Source organism: Serratia sp. YC16 (genome assembly GCF_009707615.1).
GTDB classification, from domain to species: domain Bacteria; phylum Pseudomonadota; class Gammaproteobacteria; order Enterobacterales; family Enterobacteriaceae; genus Serratia; species Serratia surfactantfaciens.
Window position 1 is genome coordinate 16629 of the sequence record NZ_WLYN01000018.1, and the last position, 15425, is coordinate 32053.

Here is a 15425-nt window from a genome sequence, read left to right on the forward strand (position 1 = left end):
TGCTTCATCTTGCGGACAATCAGCCCGCAACGGCGATGCGTTTCATGTCGGTCATGTAACCGCGCAGTTTGCGGCCGACGGTTTCGATTGGGTGGCTGCGCACCGCTTCGTTCACGTCACGCAGCTGCGCATTGTCTACCGCCGTGCCCGCCGCGGCTTTACCCAAATCACCCGCCTGCAGGGTGGTCATAAAGTCCTTCAGCAGCGGCACCGCCGCGTTGGCGAACAGGTAGTTGCCGTACTCCGCGGTATCGGAGATGACCACGTTCATTTCATACAGACGTTTACGTGCAATGGTGTTGGCGATCAACGGCAGCTCATGCAGCGACTCGTAGTAAGCCGACTCTTCGATGATGCCCGCATCGACCATGGTTTCAAATGCCAGCTCAACGCCCGCTTTCACCATCGCCACCATCAGCACGCCGTGATCGAAGTACTCTTGCTCGCTGATCTTGCCTTCAAACTGCGGCGCATTCTCGAACGCGGTTTTACCGGTCTCTTCGCGCCAGGTCAGCAGTTTCACGTCGTCTTCCGCCCAGTCGGCCATCATGCCGCTGGAGAACGCGCCGGAAATGATGTCGTCCATGTGCTTCTGGAACAGCGGCGCCATGATGGTTTTCAGCTGTTCGGACAGCGCATAAGCGCGCAACTTGGCCGGGTTGGACAGGCGATCCATCATCAGCGTGATGCCGCCCTGCTTCAGCGCTTCGGTGATGGTTTCCCAGCCGAACTGAATCAGTTTCTCGGCGTAAGCCGGATCGGTACCTTCCGCCACCAGCTTGTCGAAGCACAGCAGCGAACCCGCCTGCAGCATGCCGCACAGAATGGTTTGTTCACCCATCAGGTCGGATTTCACTTCGGCGACGAAGGAAGACTCCAGCACGCCGGCGCGGTGGCCGCCGGTCGCCGCCGCCCAGGCCTTGGCGATCGCCATGCCTTCACCTTTCGGATCGTTTTCCGGGTGAACCGCAATCAGGGTCGGCACGCCGAAGCCGCGTTTGTACTCTTCACGCACTTCGGTGCCCGGGCATTTCGGCGCGACCATCACTACGGTGATATCTTTGCGCACCTGCTCACCCACTTCAACGATGTTGAAGCCATGGGAGTAACCCAGCGCCGCGCCGTCTTTCATCAGCGGCTGCACCGCGCGCACCACGGAAGTGTGCTGCTTGTCCGGCGTCAGGTTGACCACCAGATCCGCCTGCGGGATCAGGTCTTCGTAGGTGCCGACCTTAAAGCCGTTTTCGGTCGCCTTGCGCCAGGAAGCGCGTTTCTCGTCGATCGCTTCTTTGCGCAGGGCATAGGCGACATCCAGGCCGGAGTCGCGCATGTTCAGCCCCTGGTTCAGGCCCTGGGCGCCACAGCCGACAATCACCACTTTTTTACCTTTCAGGTAGCCGGCTTCGTCAGCAAATTCGTCGCGCGCCATAAAGCGGCATTTACCCAATTGCGCCAACTGCTGACGCAGGTTCAATGTGTTGAAATAGTTAGCCATGGTGGTACTCCGGTTTGATGTTGTCTTGCATTGTTATTTTCATTCCCCGCCCTGTCTGTGCGGAGATTCGTTAAACTCAATGTATAACAGGAAATGCGTTGCTTAAATTGATATATTGAGAACGTGATATTGCAATTTATGCAACACTCCAACTGCGAGCGTATCGATATGGATTTACGTGATTTAAAGCTGTTCCTGCATCTGGCCGAAAGCCATCACTTCGGGCGCACCGCCAAGGCGATGCACGTCAGCCCGTCGACGCTCTCCCGCCAGATCCAGCGGCTGGAAGAGATCCTCGGGCAGCCGCTGTTCCTGCGCGACAACCGCACCGTGCAGCTCACCGACGCCGGCGAACAGCTGAAAGAATTCGCCCAGCAAACGCTGCTGCAATATCAGCAGCTGAAGCACTCGCTCGGCCAGCACGGCCCGTCGCTGAGTGGCGAACTGCGGCTATTCTGCTCGGTGACCGCAGCGTACAGCCACCTGCCGCCGATCCTCGACCGCTTCCGCGCGCAGCACCCGCTGGTGGAGATCAAGCTGACCACCGGCGACGCCGCCGACGCGGTCGACAAGGTGCAGTCCAACGAGGCCGATCTCGGCATCGCCGGCCGGCCGGAAACGCTGCCCGCCAGCGTGGCGTTCACCAAAATCGGCGAAATTCCGCTGGTGCTGATCGCGCCGGCGCTGCCCTGCGCGGTGCGCAGCCAGGCGTTCGCCGACAAGCCAGACTGGGCCGAGATCCCTTTCATCCTGCCGGAACACGGCCCTTCGCGAAAACGCATCGAGCTGTGGTTCCGCCGCCACCGCATCAGCAATCCGCTGATTTACGCCACCGTCGGCGGCCACGAAGCGATCGTGTCGATGGTGGCCCTGGGCTGCGGCATCGCGCTGATCCCGAGCGTGGTGGTGGACAACAGCCCGGAGCCGGTGCGCAACCGCATCTCGCAGTTGGATAACATCTCGATGGTCGAACCCTTCGAGCTGGGGGTCTGCGTCCAGAAAAAACGCCTGAGCGATCCGCTGATCGACGCCTTTTGGCGTCTGCTGCATCCCCGCTGACGCGGGGGTTTACAGATCCGCCGGATCGATCTGCTTCATCGTCTCTACCTGCATCAGCCAGTGGTAGAGCGGCTCAAGCTGCAAAAATGCCCCGGCCAGCAGCGGCACCAGATCGGCGCTGAACAGCTTTTCCACTTCGCTGTCGGTCACCATCACCGCGAACGATTTGCGGTTGTACCAGGTGGCGATCTCTGCCGCCTGCTCCTTCACCAGCGGGCGCTTGTAGCTCTCGCCCACCAGCTCGAACGGCGGCCGACAGCAGGCGGCTACCTCAAGGAAAGGCTGCGGCCGCTGCCTCAGCGTATGGCGGAACAGATCCATGGTCGGCTTGTTGGCGCTGTAGTAGCCAAGGCCATAGCGCAGCATGTCCGGCCCCAGTTCGAAAAAGTACACCGGCGCGTCTTTCCAGTCTTTGCTCGGACGCTTGAACGTCAGCCACATGCGGCTGCGGTAGCGCGACTTGTCGTGAGAAAAACGCGTATCTCGATGAATGCGCGACAGCGTTTTGCCGATCGCCGGGCGAGTCTCGAACTGCGGATCGATCGCCAACATGCCGGGAGCCAACTGCTCCACCAGCGCGCGGAACGGCGCCAGCAGCTCGCGATCGTAGATGTCGCGGTTACCGTCGAACCACGCCTTATCGTTTTCGATCCGCACCTGCTGCAGGAAATTCAAGCCCTGCTGGCTGAAGCCGGAGAAAGGTTGCGTCATAAGTTTTTCCGTTCTGACGGTTTATCGGGTGTTGCGCAGATCTTCCCTCTGCCAACGGCGTTTGATAAACACGCGCCGACGCGTGCGAAAATAAGCGACGTAGAGATAGAACGCCGCCCGGTTGCTGAACAGCGCGCCGCCAACCGCGCCCCCCAGCAGCAGGGCGCCGGTGGCGATGCTAGTCATCCCCTCGGCCCACGCCGCCGCGGCGCCGAGGCAACACAGGCCGAGCATGCCAAGGTAATATTGCAACAATACCACCCCGCTGTTTTTCCCCTGCACCAGCTGGAACAGGATCAGCGTCATCCACACCGCCACGATCGCGCCGCTGCCCATCAACACGGCGGCGGAGGTCTTGCCGCTCCGGGCGGCCGCCACGTCCGTGACCAGACCCATCACGCCCGCCAGCCCCAGCGTCAGGCATACCATCAGCAACATGACATTCCCGACGCCCGGCGGCGATAGCCGCTGGCCCGGCGTCAGGAAATGCTGTTCCAGCTGCGTATCTACGCCGGCGAACAGCGCACTATCACGCGCCGCGATTTGTTTTTCCATCTCCCGGCCATCTATCGCTAAGCGGGACAACCGGCCGGATAAACACACCGGACTCACCCCTGCAAAAAGAAGCGGAACGCCGGGTTGTCGGTTTCGTCGTGGCAATCGTAGCCCAGCGCCTGCAGGTGCCGCTCGAATTCCGGCTCGGATTGCGCCAGTTCGAAGGCCGCCAACACCCGGCCGAAGTCGGTGCCGTGGCTGCGGTAATGGAACAGCGAAATGTTCCAGTGCGCGCCCAGCGTCTGCAGGAACTTCAGCAGCGCGCCCGGCGACTCCGGAAACTCAAAGCTGTACAGCCGCTCGCGCAGCGGCTTCGACGGACGCCCGCCCACCATGTAGCGCACGTGCAGCTTGGCCATCTCGTCGTCCGACAGATCCACCACCTGATAACCGCCGGCGTTGAGTTCGTCGATGATCTCCCGCCGCTCGGCGTGGCCGCGCGTCAGACGCACGCCGACAAAGATGCAGGCGTTGTCGGCATCGGCGTAACGATAGTTGAACTCGGTCACCGAGCGGCCACCCAGCAGTTGGCAGAACTTGAGGAAGCTGCCCTGCTGTTCCGGAATAGTCACCGCCAGCAGCGCTTCGCGCTGTTCACCCAGTTCGCAGCGTTCGGAAACGTAACGCAGGCCGTGGAAGTTGAGGTTGGCGCCGGACAGCACATGCGCCAGACGCTCGCCCTGAATGTTGTGCTGCTGGACGTACTTTTTCAGCCCCGCCAGCGCCAGCGCGCCGGAAGGTTCGGCAATCGCACGCACGTCCTCGAACAGATCTTTGACCGCCGCGCAGATGGCGTCGCTGTCCACGGTGATCACGTCGTCCAGATATTCACGGCACAGGCGGAAGGTTTCGTCGCCGATGCGCTTCACCGCCACGCCTTCGGCGAACAGCCCGACGCGCGCCAGATCCACCGGATGGCCGGCATCCAGCGCCGCGCGCAGGCAGGCGGAGTCTTCCGCCTCGACGCCAATCACCTTGATCTGCGGCATCAGTTGCTTGATCAGCACCGCCACCCCGGCGGCCAGGCCGCCGCCGCCGACCGGCACGAAGACCCGATCCAGATGCGCGTCTTGCTGCAGCAGCTCCATCGCCAGCGTGCCCTGCCCGGCGATTACCGTCGGGTGATCGAACGGCGGCACGAAGGTCATGCCCTGCTGTTGGGAAAGCTCGATCGCCTTCGCTTTAGCCTCGTCAAAATTGGCGCCGTGCAGCAGCACTTCGCCGCCGAAGCCGCGCACCGCATCCACCTTGATATCTGCGGTGGACACCGGCATCACGATCAGCGTTTTGATCCCCAACCGTTTACCGGAGAAGGCAACGCCCTGCGCGTGGTTGCCGGCCGAAGCCGTCACGACGCCGCGCGCCTTCTGCTCTTCGTCCAGCCCAGCGATCATCGCATAGGCCCCGCGCAGCTTGAAGCTGTGCACCGGTTGGCGATCTTCGCGCTTCACCAAAATGGTGTTGCCGAGGCGCGAGGAGATTTTGCTCATGGCCTGCAGCGGGGTGACCTGCGCCACCTCGTAGACCGGCGAGCGCAGCACCGCTCGCAGATATTCTGCGCCGCACGGGGCGCTGGGTAGGGGTTGAGAGACCGCCATGCGTTTATCCCCCCAGTTTGCTCTTGTCGCGCACCGCGCCTTTGTCGGCGCTGGTGGCCAACGAGGCGTAGGCGCGCAGCGCGAAGGACACCTGACGTTCACGGTTTTTCGGCGTCCAGGCCGCGTCGCCGCGCGCCAGTTCCGCCTCACGCCGCGCCGCCAGCTCCTGCTCGCTGACATCCAGCTGGATACCGCGATGAGGAATGTCGATCGCGATCATGTCGCCGTCCTGCACCAGGGCGATCAGGCCGCCGTTAGCTGCTTCCGGCGAGGCGTGGCCGATGGACAGCCCGGAGGTGCCGCCGGAGAAACGCCCGTCGGTGATCAGCGCGCACGCCTTGCCCAGCCCCATCGATTTCAGGTAGGTGGTTGGGTACAGCATTTCCTGCATCCCCGGCCCGCCTTTCGGCCCTTCGTAGCGGATCACCACCACGTCGCCCGCCACCACTTTACCGCCGAGGATCGCTTCTACCGCATCATCCTGGCTTTCGTACACCTTGGCCGGGCCGCGGAAGGTGAGGATTTCCTTGTCTACGCCGGCGGTTTTGACGATGCAGCCGTTTTCCGCCAGGTTGCCGTACAGCACCGCCAACCCGCCGTCCTGACTGTAGGCGTGTTCACGGGTGCGGATGCAGCCTTCCTTGCGGTCGGTGTCCAGCGAATCCCAGCGGCAGTCCTGAGAGAATGCCTGCGTGGTGCGGATGCCGGCCGGCCCGGCGGAGTACATTTTCTTGACGCTTTCGTCGCGGGTCAGCATCACGTCGTAGGCTTCCAGCGTCTGCGGCAGGGTCAGCCCCAACACGTTGTTCACCTCACGGTTCAGCAAACCGGCGCGATCCAGCTCGCCGAGGATGCCGATCACCCCACCGGCGCGGTGCACGTCTTCCATGTGGTATTTCTGCGTGCTCGGCGCCACCTTGCACAGGTGCGGCACTTTGCGCGACAGGCGATCGATGTCCTCCATGGTGAAGTCCACCTCGCCTTCTTGCGCCGAAGCCAGCAGGTGCAGCACGGTGTTGGTCGAACCGCCCATGGCGATATCCAGCGTCATGGCGTTTTCAAACGCCGCCTTGTTGGCGATATTGCGCGGCAACGCGCTGGCGTCGTCCTGCTCGTAATAACGTTTGGTCAGCTCGACGATGCGTTTGCCGGCGTTGAGGAACAATTCCTTGCGATCGGCATGGGTGGCCAGCAGCGAGCCGTTGCCCGGCTGCGACAGGCCCAGGGCTTCGGTCAGGCAGTTCATCGAGTTGGCGGTGAACATGCCGGAGCAGGAACCACAGGTCGGGCAGGCGGAACGTTCTATCTGCTCGCTGTCGGCGTCGCTGACGTTCGGGTTGGCCCCCTGGATCATGGCGTCCACCAGATCCAGTTTGATGATCTGGTTGGAGAGTTTGGTCTTGCCGGCCTCCATCGGGCCACCGGAGACGAAGATCACCGGAATGTTCAGGCGCAGCGCCGCCATCAGCATGCCCGGGGTGATTTTGTCGCAGTTGGAGATGCACACCATCGCGTCGGCGCAGTGGGCGTTCACCATGTATTCAACCGAATCGGCGATCAGCTCGCGCGACGGCAGGGAATAGAGCATGCCGCCGTGGCCCATGGCGATGCCGTCATCCACCGCGATGGTGTTGAACTCTTTGGCCACGCCGCCGGAGGCTTCGATCTGTTCGGCGACCAGCTTGCCCAGATCGCGCAGATGCACGTGGCCCGGGACGAACTGGGTGAAGGAGTTGACCACGGCGATGATCGGCTTGCCGAAATCGGCGTCGGTCATCCCGGTCGCGCGCCACAAGGCGCGGGCACCCGCCATATTGCGGCCGTGGGTGGTGGTGGCGGAACGGTACTTAGGCATGCTCTTTTCACTCCAAATGTATTTATGGCAGGCGGCGAACGAACCGCCTGGATATTCTTATCTTGTCTGTCTTGTCGTCCGCCACGCTGCGCGGCGAGCCTTGTCGTTAAGGGTTTACCGGATCCAGCCAGCCGTACTTGTCTTCCGTCTTGCCGGTGAACAGGCCGAAGAACGCCTCCTGAATCTGTTTGGTCACCGGGCCACGTTTACCGATACCGACCTGAATGCCGTCCACGCTGCGCACCGGCGTGATCTCCGCCGCGGTGCCGGACATGAACACCTCATCGGCCAGGTACAGCGATTCGCGCGACAGCACCTGCTCGCGCACTTCGAAGCCCATGTCTTTCGCCAGCTTGATGATCGCATCGCGGGTGATGCCCGGCAGCGCCGACGAGGTGAACGGCGGGGTGTAGATCACGCCGTCTTTCACCTGGAACAGGTTCTCGCCCGCCCCTTCGGAAATGTAACCGTGCACGTCGAGCGCGATGCCTTCCTGATAGCCGTGGCGGCGCGCTTCGCTGCCCACCAGCAGGGAGGAGAGATAGTTGCCGCCGGCTTTGGCCGCGGTCGGGATGGTGTTCGGCGCCGCGCGGTGCCAAGAGGAGACCATCGCATCGATACCTTGCTCCAGCGCCTCTTCACCCAGGTACGCGCCCCAAGGAAACGCCGCGATAATCACGTCCGTTTTATAACCGGCCGGCGGGTTGACGCCCATGCCGACATCGCCGACGAACACCAGCGGGCGAATGTACGCGCTGACCAGGTTGTTCTTGCGCAGCGTGGCGCGGCAGGCTTCCATCAACTCGTCGACGCTTTGCGAAACCGGCATGCGGTAGATTTTCGCCGAGTCGTGCAGACGCTGCATGTGCTCGCGATGGCGAAACACCACCGGCCCCAAGTGCGAGTCGTAGCAGCGCACGCCTTCAAATACCGACGTACCGTAATGCAGCGCGTGCGACATCACGTGCACTTTGGCCTCGGCCCAGGGAACCATCTCACCATTGAACCAAATGTAATCGGCTTTCTTTGTCATTGTTATTTATCCTTCTCGGCGCCTCAGGCGCGTATTTGTTGTGATGTTGGCTGCTGGATCTCGACGCAGGAGACGTCCATCAGCTTGCTTAATTGAGATGACAACAAGGCCACCGGACGCGGGCTGGCAACGGTCAATTCGATATTGATGCTGTCGGCGTTGGCCGGGGAAACCATATTCATAGCACAAACCTGAAAGCCGCGATGACGCACGACCCGCAATACGCGCTCTAACATTTCGGGGCGAAAACGCGCCTGGATCGAGAGTTGATGCTGCATCATGATATTTCCTCCAACATGGTTTCGTTGCCGGCGCCCGGCGGCACCAGCGGCCAGACGTTTTCGAGTTCGTCGATAGAGACCTGCAGCAGATAAGGGCCTTCGGTGTTGAACAGCGCCTCGAGGGCGCCCTCCACCTGATCCTTGCGGCTGATGCGCTGGCCGGGAATACCGAAGGCGGCGGCCAGCATCAGGAAGTCGGGGTTATCGGACAGGTTGGTTTCGCTGTAGCGGCCGTCGAAGAACAACTGCTGCCATTGACGCACCATCCCGAGGCGCTGGTTGTCCAGCAGCACGATTTTGAGCGGCAGCTGCTTGCGCTTGATGGTGCCCAGTTCCTGCACGTTCATCATGAAGGAGCCATCACCCGAGACGCAGATCACCGTATCTTGCGGGCGGGCAATCTGAGCGCCTACCGCGGCCGGCACGCCGAATCCCATGGTGCCGAGGCCGCTGGAGGTGATGAAATTCTCCGGGCGCTCGAACGTCATGTGCTGAGCGCTCCACATCTGGTGCTGACCGACGTCGGTGGTCACTACGCTGTTGGCCGGCTTGCGGTCAGACAGCTGGCGCAAGAACAGCGGCGCAAAGATCGGCTGGCCGGGGTGATCGTAGCGGCAGGCGTGCTCGGCTTTCAGCGCCGTTACCCGCTGCTGCCAGGCGGCGATGTTCAGCGGGCGCTGCAACGCCGGCAGCAATGCTTTCAGATCGCCCTGCAGAGCCACATGCGCCTGGCGCAGCTTGCTCATCTCCGCCGGATCGATATCCATGTGGATCACTTTGGCGTGCGGCGCGAAGGCGTTCAGTTTGCCGGTCACGCGATCATCGAAACGCGCGCCGACAGCGATCAGCAGATCGCACTCCTGCACCGCCAGGTTGGCGGCCTTGGCGCCATGCATGCCCAGCATGCCGAGGTACAGCGGATCTTGCGCATCCGGCGCGCCCAGCCCCTTCAGGGTGGCGACGTTCGGCATGCGGGTCACGGCGATGAACTCGCGCAGCGCCGGCACCGCCTGCGCCATGCCCACGCCGCCGCCGACGTACAGCATCGGTTTGTGCGCCTGCGCCAGCAGCTCGGCCGCCTCCGCCAACGCCGCCGCCGGAAACGCCGGCGCTTCATCGACCGGCATCAGGTGCGGATGCAAGTCGCCCTGCGCCAGCTGGATGTCTTTCGGGATATCGATCAGCACCGGGCCAGGGCGGCCGCCGGCGGCGATGGCGAACGCTTCCGCCATAATGCCCGGCAAGGCGTCCAGCGACTCCACCAGGAAACTGTGCTTGGTGCAGGCCAGAGACAGGCCGAGAACATCGATCTCCTGAAAGGCATCGGTGCCGATCAGCGCGGAACCCACCTGACCGGTGATGGCGACAACGGGAACGGAATCGAGCAGCGCATCAGCCAGGCCGGTGATCAGGTTAGTGGCGCCGGGGCCGGAAGTGGCGATGCAAACGCCGACGTTGCCGGTGGCGCGGGCGTAGCCGATGGCGGCCATGGCGGCGCCCTGTTCATGGCGGCACAGCAGGTGTTCCACACCACCGTCATACAGTGCATCGTACACCGGCATGATTGCCCCACCCGGATAGCCGAATACGGTATCCACTCCCTGCGCACGCAACGCTTGAACTACCCACTGAGCGCCATTCATAGTTATTTCCCCGCCTTACTTCGACAACTGCAGGATTTTGTTCTGTTTTTCATCTTCCGCCCCTTGCTCCACTTTTCTCTTGCCAATAAAAAACCCCCGGACCTGACGGTGCGGGGGTTCTCTTGCGATTCCGGCTTGTTTGCTAAGCCTTTCTTCGTCCAAGTGCAGCCCCGCACGGTGGGATAATAATCACCACCACGCTAATCACGACTAGGCTAATCACTTGGGCAAAGGCTTTCATAATGGGTTTGTTCACTGTGCTCATTCAGAACTAATGCTTACAGAGGTACCACAGCCGCGCGCGACATGACAACACTTTTTTTGCGTTATTATTCGGCGCAATCTGGTCATACCTCATGCGGATCGCCCGGATTTCATACGTTGGCGCGCATGCCCGGATTTTTCACCGCGCCGGTGATGGCCTTGCCGCGCGTATCCTTGCCGAAGAACACCAACAGGGCGATCGCTACCGCTACCGTGCCGGCGACGATCGCCATCGCCAGGCCGTAATTGTGTCCATGATGCTCGGCGATGCTGGCTTGCAACGTGGCGTTGACCGAGGCGATCAGGTTGCCCAGCTGATACACGAACCCTGGCAGCACCGCGCGGGTGTTGGCCGGCACCAGCTCGGTCAGGTAGGTCGGCACTACGCCCCAGGCGCCTTGCACCATGAACTGCATCAGGAAAGCGCCGAGCCCCAACATCAGCGAGCCGCTGGAAAACGCCCACAGCGGGATCACCGGCAACGCCAGCAGCGCGGCGATGATGATCGCTTTTTTCCGGCCGATTTTTTCCGACAACGAACCGAAGAATACGCCACCGATAATTGATGCGATATTGTAGCTAATGGCAATGATACTGACGGTTTTAGGATCGAAACCGTGCTGAACTTTCAGAAACACCGGATACAGATCCTGGGTGCCGTGGGAGAAGAAATTGAACGCCGCCATCAGCAATACCAGATAGCAGCACAGCTTCCAGTGGCTCTTCAGCACCGGCAGCAAAGCGGTGCTCTCTTTACGCTCACGTGCCGCCAGCCACACCGGCGACTCGTGCACGCAATAATAAATAAACGGCAGCAGCAGGATCGGTGCCGCGCCGATGACGAACATGCCGCGCCAGCCGACCGTTTCGAACAGCAGGCCATAGGCCACCGCCGCCAGCAAATAACCGAACGGATAACCGGCCTGGAAAATGCCCGACATCAGCCCGCGCGAGCGGTCCGGTATGGTTTCCATCGCCAATGACGACGCCACGCCCCAGATACCGCCCATCGCAACGCCGTACAGCACCCGCAACAGCAAAAAGACCGTCAGCGAAGGTGCGGCGGCGGAAAGCAGTTCAAACACCGAGAAGAAGACGATATTCAGCATCAGGATCGGCTTGCGGCCATATTTTTCCGCCGCTCGCCCAAAGATCAGCGCGCCTATTGGCCGCACCGCCAGCGTGAGAAGAATGGCCAACGTGACCTGCTCCAGGCCGACGTGAAAGGATTGTGCGATATCGCTGAGCAAGAATACCAGCACGAAAAAATCGAAAGCGTCGAGCGTCCAGCTTGAAAAGCTGGCGATTGCCGCGTTGCGTTGCAGCGAGGTCCAACCAAACATAGTGTTATCCCTACCGTAGAGTACGAAGTCAGGAGATTTAGCGGCTGCCGGGCGGAATGCGGCGGCGGTCGGAGTGTGTCAAAGAAGTGATTTTTCTTTTAATCAATTGTTAAATACACCCATTAAGCCTATGGGTGCAATGCGTCTGGGCCGCTAATGTGTTGCAGGCTTCAGCGAATTGTTAATGGGTATTGCCGCAGGCTGCGAGGCAGCTCGCACAATCTTATTCGCTTCGATGAAAATCGGTGATTAGGCTGCGAACATCATGGAAAAATTACCAATAACGCCGCGCGCCGCCAGGATGAATCGCGCATCATGTCGCCCTCAGCAAGGAGAGCAATATGTCACTGGCGGTAATCTATAGCCGCGCCATCATCGGCGTTCAGGCCCCTTCCGTCACGGTAGAGGTGCATATCAGCAATGGCCTGCCCGGCCTGACGTTGGTCGGTCTGCCGGAAACCACGGTGAAAGAAGCGCGCGATCGGGTGCGCAGCGCCCTGATAAACAACGGTTTCACCTTCCCCGCACGGCGCATCACCGTCAATTTGGCGCCCGCCGATCTACCGAAAGAAGGCGGGCGTTACGATCTGCCGATAGCGCTGGCGATCCTCGCCGCCTCCGAGCAACTGCCCCTCGCCCCCCTGGCGCGCTATGAGTTTCTCGGCGAGCTGGCGCTGTCCGGCTCACTGCGCGCGGTCAAGGGCGCTATCCCGGCGGCGCTGGCGGCAGCCGAGGCCGGGCGACAACTGATCCTCTCAACGGATAACGCCGCCGAGGTCGGCCTGATCGCACAGTCGCACTCCCATACCGCCCGACACCTGTTGGAAGTCTGCGCCTTTCTGCTCGGCCAGGGCGAACTGCCGGTGGCGACCACACCTCCCGCTGCGGACAACGTCTGCGAAAGCGCCGACCTACGCGACATCATCGGCCAGGAACAGGCCAAACGGGCACTGGAGATCGCCGCCGCCGGCGGGCATAACCTGCTGTTGATCGGGCCGCCTGGCACCGGTAAAACCATGCTGGCCAGCCGTCTCACGGGCTTGCTGCCGCCGCTCGCGGAGCATGAAGCGCTGGAAAGCCTGGCGGTCGCCAGCTTGCAGCATCATGTTCCCGCCGCTCTGCTATCGCGCCAGCGGCCGTTTCGCGCGCCGCATCACAGCGCCTCGATGGCGGCATTGGTCGGCGGCGGCTCACTGCCGCGCCCGGGCGAGATCTCGATGGCGCATAACGGCGTGCTGTTTCTGGATGAGCTGCCGGAATTCGAGCGTAAAGTACTGGATGCGCTGCGTGAACCGCTGGAATCCGGCGAGATCGTGATTTCACGCGCCAACGCCAAGGTCTGCTTCCCTGCAAGGGTACAATTGATCGCAGCGATGAACCCCAGCCCGACCGGGCATTACCACGGGTTGCACAATCGCGCCTCACCGCAGCAGGTGCTGCGTTATCTGGCTCGGCTATCGGGGCCTTTTCTCGACCGTTTCGATCTGTCTATCGAGGTGCCGCTGCTGCCGCCAGGTACCCTCAGTCAGCGGCAAAGGCATGGAGAAAGCAGCGAGCAGGTGAGAGAAAGAGTGTTACTGGCGCGCGCCCGGCAGCTCGAACGCGCCGGCAAAATCAACGCGCTGTTGAGCAACCGCGAAGTGGAACGGGATTGCGTTTTGCAGGCGGCGGACGCCGAGTTTTTGGAGACGACATTGAACGCGCTGGGGCTATCGGTCCGCGCCTGGCAGCGCATCTTGAAGGTTGCACGCACGCTGGCGGATTTGGCGGGAGATGCTGAGCTCAACAGGCGCCACCTTAGCGAAGCGCTGGGCTATCGCAGTATGGATCGTCTGCTGTTACAGCTGCATCGGAGTCTGGAATAGAAAATGGGGCCCGCAGGCCCCATCGTCTTTAGTCGTCGCTGTCGCTGTAATCTTCTACTGCGTCAGCCTGCGGTTTACCGCCGGACAGAGTATGGAATTTCTTCGGGCGACGTGTGCGCGCCAGATATTTAGCCCATACTTTTTCCTGCTCGGTAGCCGCTTCGCGCTCACCGCGGCACACTGCGACGAACAGCTGTTCTTCTTCAGTGACCGGCTGGCGTTTACCTGAGTCCAACTCGTTAAACGCGTAGCCGAAGCGCTCTAGCAATTGCGCCTCTTTAATGGTGAAATCGCCGTGACGGGAGAACCCGCGAGGGTAATGTTTATTATCAAAAAAACGATTGGTCGTGGTGAAGCTATCCGCCATCTGACACGCTCCTAATTCTCTTATGGCCGTGCTGTTTATGGCGCGGAGTATTAGATAGGCTTGACAGCGTGTAAAACAAAACATTTAAATCTTAACGACAAATTTTTTTGGAGATAGGTGTGGATACCGAATTACTGAAAACCTTTTTGGAGGTCAGTAGAACGCGTCACTTTGGCAGAGCCGCAGAATCTTTGTACTTAACGCAGTCCGCGGTCAGTTTCCGCATCCGTCAGCTAGAAAACCAGTTGGGCGCAAATTTATTTACCCGTCATCGCAATAATATCCGCCTGACACCAGCTGGTGAGCGGCTTCTGCCCTATGCAGAGAGCCTGATGAACACCTGGCAGCTGGCGAAGAAAGAGGTCGTGCGTTCGCTGCAACACACCGAGTTATCGATCGGCGCTACCGCCTCGCTGTGGGAGGCCTATCTGACCCCGTGGCTACAGGCGCTCTATCAACAGCGGGAGGCGCTGCAGCTCGAAGCCAGGGTGGCATTAAGGCACTCTTTGGTAAAACAACTGCATGAAAGGCAGCTCGATTTACTGATCACCACAGAACCGCCGAAGATGGATGAATTGGCCAGCCAGCAACTGAGCAATTTCTCTTTACGCCTGTTCTCATCCGCACATCGCGACAAGCAGGCCCCGATGCCCTATATCAAGCTGGAATGGGGGGCCGACTTCCACCAACAGGAAAACCGCATGTTGGAAGGCGATAACGTGCCGGTACTCACCACCACCTCCGCTCATCTCACGCGCCAGCTGCTGGAAACCACAGGCGGCTGCGCCTTCCTGCCCAGCCAATGGGAAAAAGAGTACCCGCAATTGGTTGCCGCCGCCGAGATCCCGCCGATTATTCGCCCACTGTATGCCGTCTGGTTGCAAAACAGCGATCAACAGCCTTTGATTCGACAATTACTTAAAATACCTTTAAATACCGCAGCCTAACACGTTATGGCGGCCTTAAATGCCGCCATCGTGGTCGTTGGCTGTCTATCGAGTTAAAATGCGGCTATCGCCTTCTGAGAGAAGATAACGCAAAACGGTGCGACACTCAGGGGGTTAAGGGGGGATTGGAAGTACACGCGGCAGCCGGGAGAGGGCAAACATTGCCTATGGCGTCTAATGCGCTTTTTTCCGCAGCCGTAATGCTCTAAGACAGAGGAACCGTAGGCAAAAAAAAACCCTTTGCTTTCGCAAAGGGTTCTTAATATGGCAGGGGCGGAGAGACTCGAACTCGCGACACCCGGTTTTGGAGACCGGTGCTCTACCAACTGAGCTACGCCCCTAAATCTCGCTTAACATTATGCCTGCTAAGAAAGCAGGCATAATTAAATAAGTGGCGGAACGGACGGGG

Annotated in this window: 14 protein-coding genes and 1 tRNA gene; 3 read left to right on the forward strand and 12 right to left on the reverse strand. The window is 60.6% G+C overall.

Annotation, left to right across the window (positions count from 1 at the left end; translation table 11 throughout):
• Positions 1-19 precede the first annotated feature (19 nt).
• Complete coding sequence (ilvC, locus tag GKN89_RS23490; protein WP_019455262.1) at positions 20-1495, reverse strand: ketol-acid reductoisomerase; 1476 nt, start codon at positions 1493-1495, stop codon at positions 20-22.
• Positions 1496-1663: 168 nt separating this feature from the next.
• Here ilvC and ilvY point away from each other — a divergent pair, with 168 nt between their 5' ends.
• Complete coding sequence (gene ilvY, locus GKN89_RS23495) at positions 1664-2554, forward strand: HTH-type transcriptional activator IlvY (RefSeq protein WP_004929971.1); 891 nt, start codon at positions 1664-1666, stop codon at positions 2552-2554.
• 9 nt (positions 2555-2563) lie between these two features.
• Here the strand turns inward: ilvY and GKN89_RS23500 are convergent, their stop codons facing one another.
• The 9 genes from GKN89_RS23500 to GKN89_RS23540 form a co-directional block, all read right to left on the reverse strand.
• Positions 2564-3265, reverse strand: coding sequence for a DUF2461 domain-containing protein (locus GKN89_RS23500; protein WP_038874696.1), 702 nt, complete (start codon positions 3263-3265; stop codon positions 2564-2566).
• 21 nt (positions 3266-3286) lie between these two features.
• On the reverse strand, positions 3287-3820 hold the full coding sequence (locus GKN89_RS23505; protein ID WP_154747877.1) for a hypothetical protein: 534 nt from the start codon (positions 3818-3820) through the stop codon (positions 3287-3289).
• A 53-nt stretch (positions 3821-3873) separates the two neighbouring features.
• On the reverse strand, positions 3874-5418 hold the full coding sequence (ilvA, locus tag GKN89_RS23510) for a threonine ammonia-lyase, biosynthetic (RefSeq protein WP_154747878.1): 1545 nt from the start codon (positions 5416-5418) through the stop codon (positions 3874-3876).
• Positions 5419-5422: 4 nt separating this feature from the next.
• A complete protein-coding gene (gene ilvD / locus GKN89_RS23515; RefSeq protein WP_019455267.1) occupies positions 5423-7273 on the reverse strand; it encodes a dihydroxy-acid dehydratase in 1851 nt (616 codons plus the stop codon).
• A gap of 106 nt (positions 7274-7379) precedes the next feature.
• Positions 7380-8306: a branched-chain amino acid transaminase gene (locus tag GKN89_RS23520; protein ID WP_019455268.1), complete on the reverse strand. Its 927-nt coding sequence runs from the start codon at positions 8304-8306 to the stop codon at positions 7380-7382.
• A 23-nt stretch (positions 8307-8329) separates the two neighbouring features.
• On the reverse strand, positions 8330-8587 hold the full coding sequence (gene ilvM, locus GKN89_RS23525; protein WP_004929955.1) for an acetolactate synthase 2 small subunit: 258 nt from the start codon (positions 8585-8587) through the stop codon (positions 8330-8332).
• Positions 8584-10230: an acetolactate synthase 2 catalytic subunit gene (gene ilvG, locus GKN89_RS23530; RefSeq protein WP_025159877.1), complete on the reverse strand. Its 1647-nt coding sequence runs from the start codon at positions 10228-10230 to the stop codon at positions 8584-8586. Before ilvG ends, ilvM begins: the two co-directional genes overlap by 4 nt.
• Positions 10231-10372: 142 nt before the next feature.
• A complete protein-coding gene (gene ilvL / locus GKN89_RS23535; protein ID WP_013814970.1) occupies positions 10373-10471 on the reverse strand; it encodes an ilv operon leader peptide in 99 nt (32 codons plus the stop codon).
• Between the two features lie 133 nt (positions 10472-10604).
• Positions 10605-11837 carry an MFS transporter gene (locus tag GKN89_RS23540; protein WP_019455270.1) on the reverse strand — a complete coding sequence of 411 codons (1233 nt, stop codon included), beginning with the start codon at positions 11835-11837 and terminating at the stop codon, positions 10605-10607.
• 341 nt (positions 11838-12178) lie between these two features.
• Between GKN89_RS23540 and GKN89_RS23545 the strand changes: the two genes are divergently transcribed.
• On the forward strand, positions 12179-13702 hold the full coding sequence (locus GKN89_RS23545; protein WP_063918336.1) for a YifB family Mg chelatase-like AAA ATPase: 1524 nt from the start codon (positions 12179-12181) through the stop codon (positions 13700-13702).
• Between the two features lie 28 nt (positions 13703-13730).
• Here GKN89_RS23545 and GKN89_RS23550 read toward each other — a convergent pair whose 3' ends face one another.
• Complete coding sequence (locus GKN89_RS23550; protein ID WP_048232148.1) at positions 13731-14069, reverse strand: DUF413 domain-containing protein; 339 nt, start codon at positions 14067-14069, stop codon at positions 13731-13733.
• Between the two features lie 119 nt (positions 14070-14188).
• On the opposite strand from GKN89_RS23550, the gene hdfR reads away from it, so the two are divergent.
• On the forward strand, positions 14189-15016 hold the full coding sequence (hdfR, locus tag GKN89_RS23555; protein WP_025159876.1) for an HTH-type transcriptional regulator HdfR: 828 nt from the start codon (positions 14189-14191) through the stop codon (positions 15014-15016).
• Between the two features lie 265 nt (positions 15017-15281).
• Here hdfR and GKN89_RS23560 read toward each other — a convergent pair.
• A tRNA-Trp gene (locus GKN89_RS23560) sits at positions 15282-15357 on the reverse strand.
• Positions 15358-15425: the final 68 nt, after the last annotated feature.

Bases quoted from the DNA above. Each gene is read 5' to 3' on its own strand.
- ilvC (WP_019455262.1), bottom strand. From the start codon at position 1,495: ATGGCTAACTATTTCAACACATTGAACCTGCGTCAGCAGTTGGCGCAA.
- ilvY (WP_004929971.1), top strand. From the start codon at position 1,664: ATGGATTTACGTGATTTAAAGCTGTTCCTGCATCTGGCCGAAAGCCAT.
- GKN89_RS23500 (WP_038874696.1), bottom strand. From the start codon at position 3,265: ATGACGCAACCTTTCTCCGGCTTCAGCCAGCAGGGCTTGAATTTCCTG.
- GKN89_RS23505 (WP_154747877.1), bottom strand. From the start codon at position 3,820: ATGGAAAAACAAATCGCGGCGCGTGATAGTGCGCTGTTCGCCGGCGTA.
- ilvA (WP_154747878.1), bottom strand. From the start codon at position 5,418: ATGGCGGTCTCTCAACCCCTACCCAGCGCCCCGTGCGGCGCAGAATAT.
- ilvD (WP_019455267.1), bottom strand. From the start codon at position 7,273: ATGCCTAAGTACCGTTCCGCCACCACCACCCACGGCCGCAATATGGCG.
- GKN89_RS23520 (WP_019455268.1), bottom strand. From the start codon at position 8,306: ATGACAAAGAAAGCCGATTACATTTGGTTCAATGGTGAGATGGTTCCC.
- ilvM (WP_004929955.1), bottom strand. From the start codon at position 8,587: ATGATGCAGCATCAACTCTCGATCCAGGCGCGTTTTCGCCCCGAAATG.
- ilvG (WP_025159877.1), bottom strand. From the start codon at position 10,230: ATGAATGGCGCTCAGTGGGTAGTTCAAGCGTTGCGTGCGCAGGGAGTG.
- ilvL (WP_013814970.1), bottom strand. From the start codon at position 10,471: ATGAAAGCCTTTGCCCAAGTGATTAGCCTAGTCGTGATTAGCGTGGTG.
- GKN89_RS23540 (WP_019455270.1), bottom strand. From the start codon at position 11,837: ATGTTTGGTTGGACCTCGCTGCAACGCAACGCGGCAATCGCCAGCTTT.
- GKN89_RS23545 (WP_063918336.1), top strand. From the start codon at position 12,179: ATGTCACTGGCGGTAATCTATAGCCGCGCCATCATCGGCGTTCAGGCC.
- GKN89_RS23550 (WP_048232148.1), bottom strand. From the start codon at position 14,069: ATGGCGGATAGCTTCACCACGACCAATCGTTTTTTTGATAATAAACAT.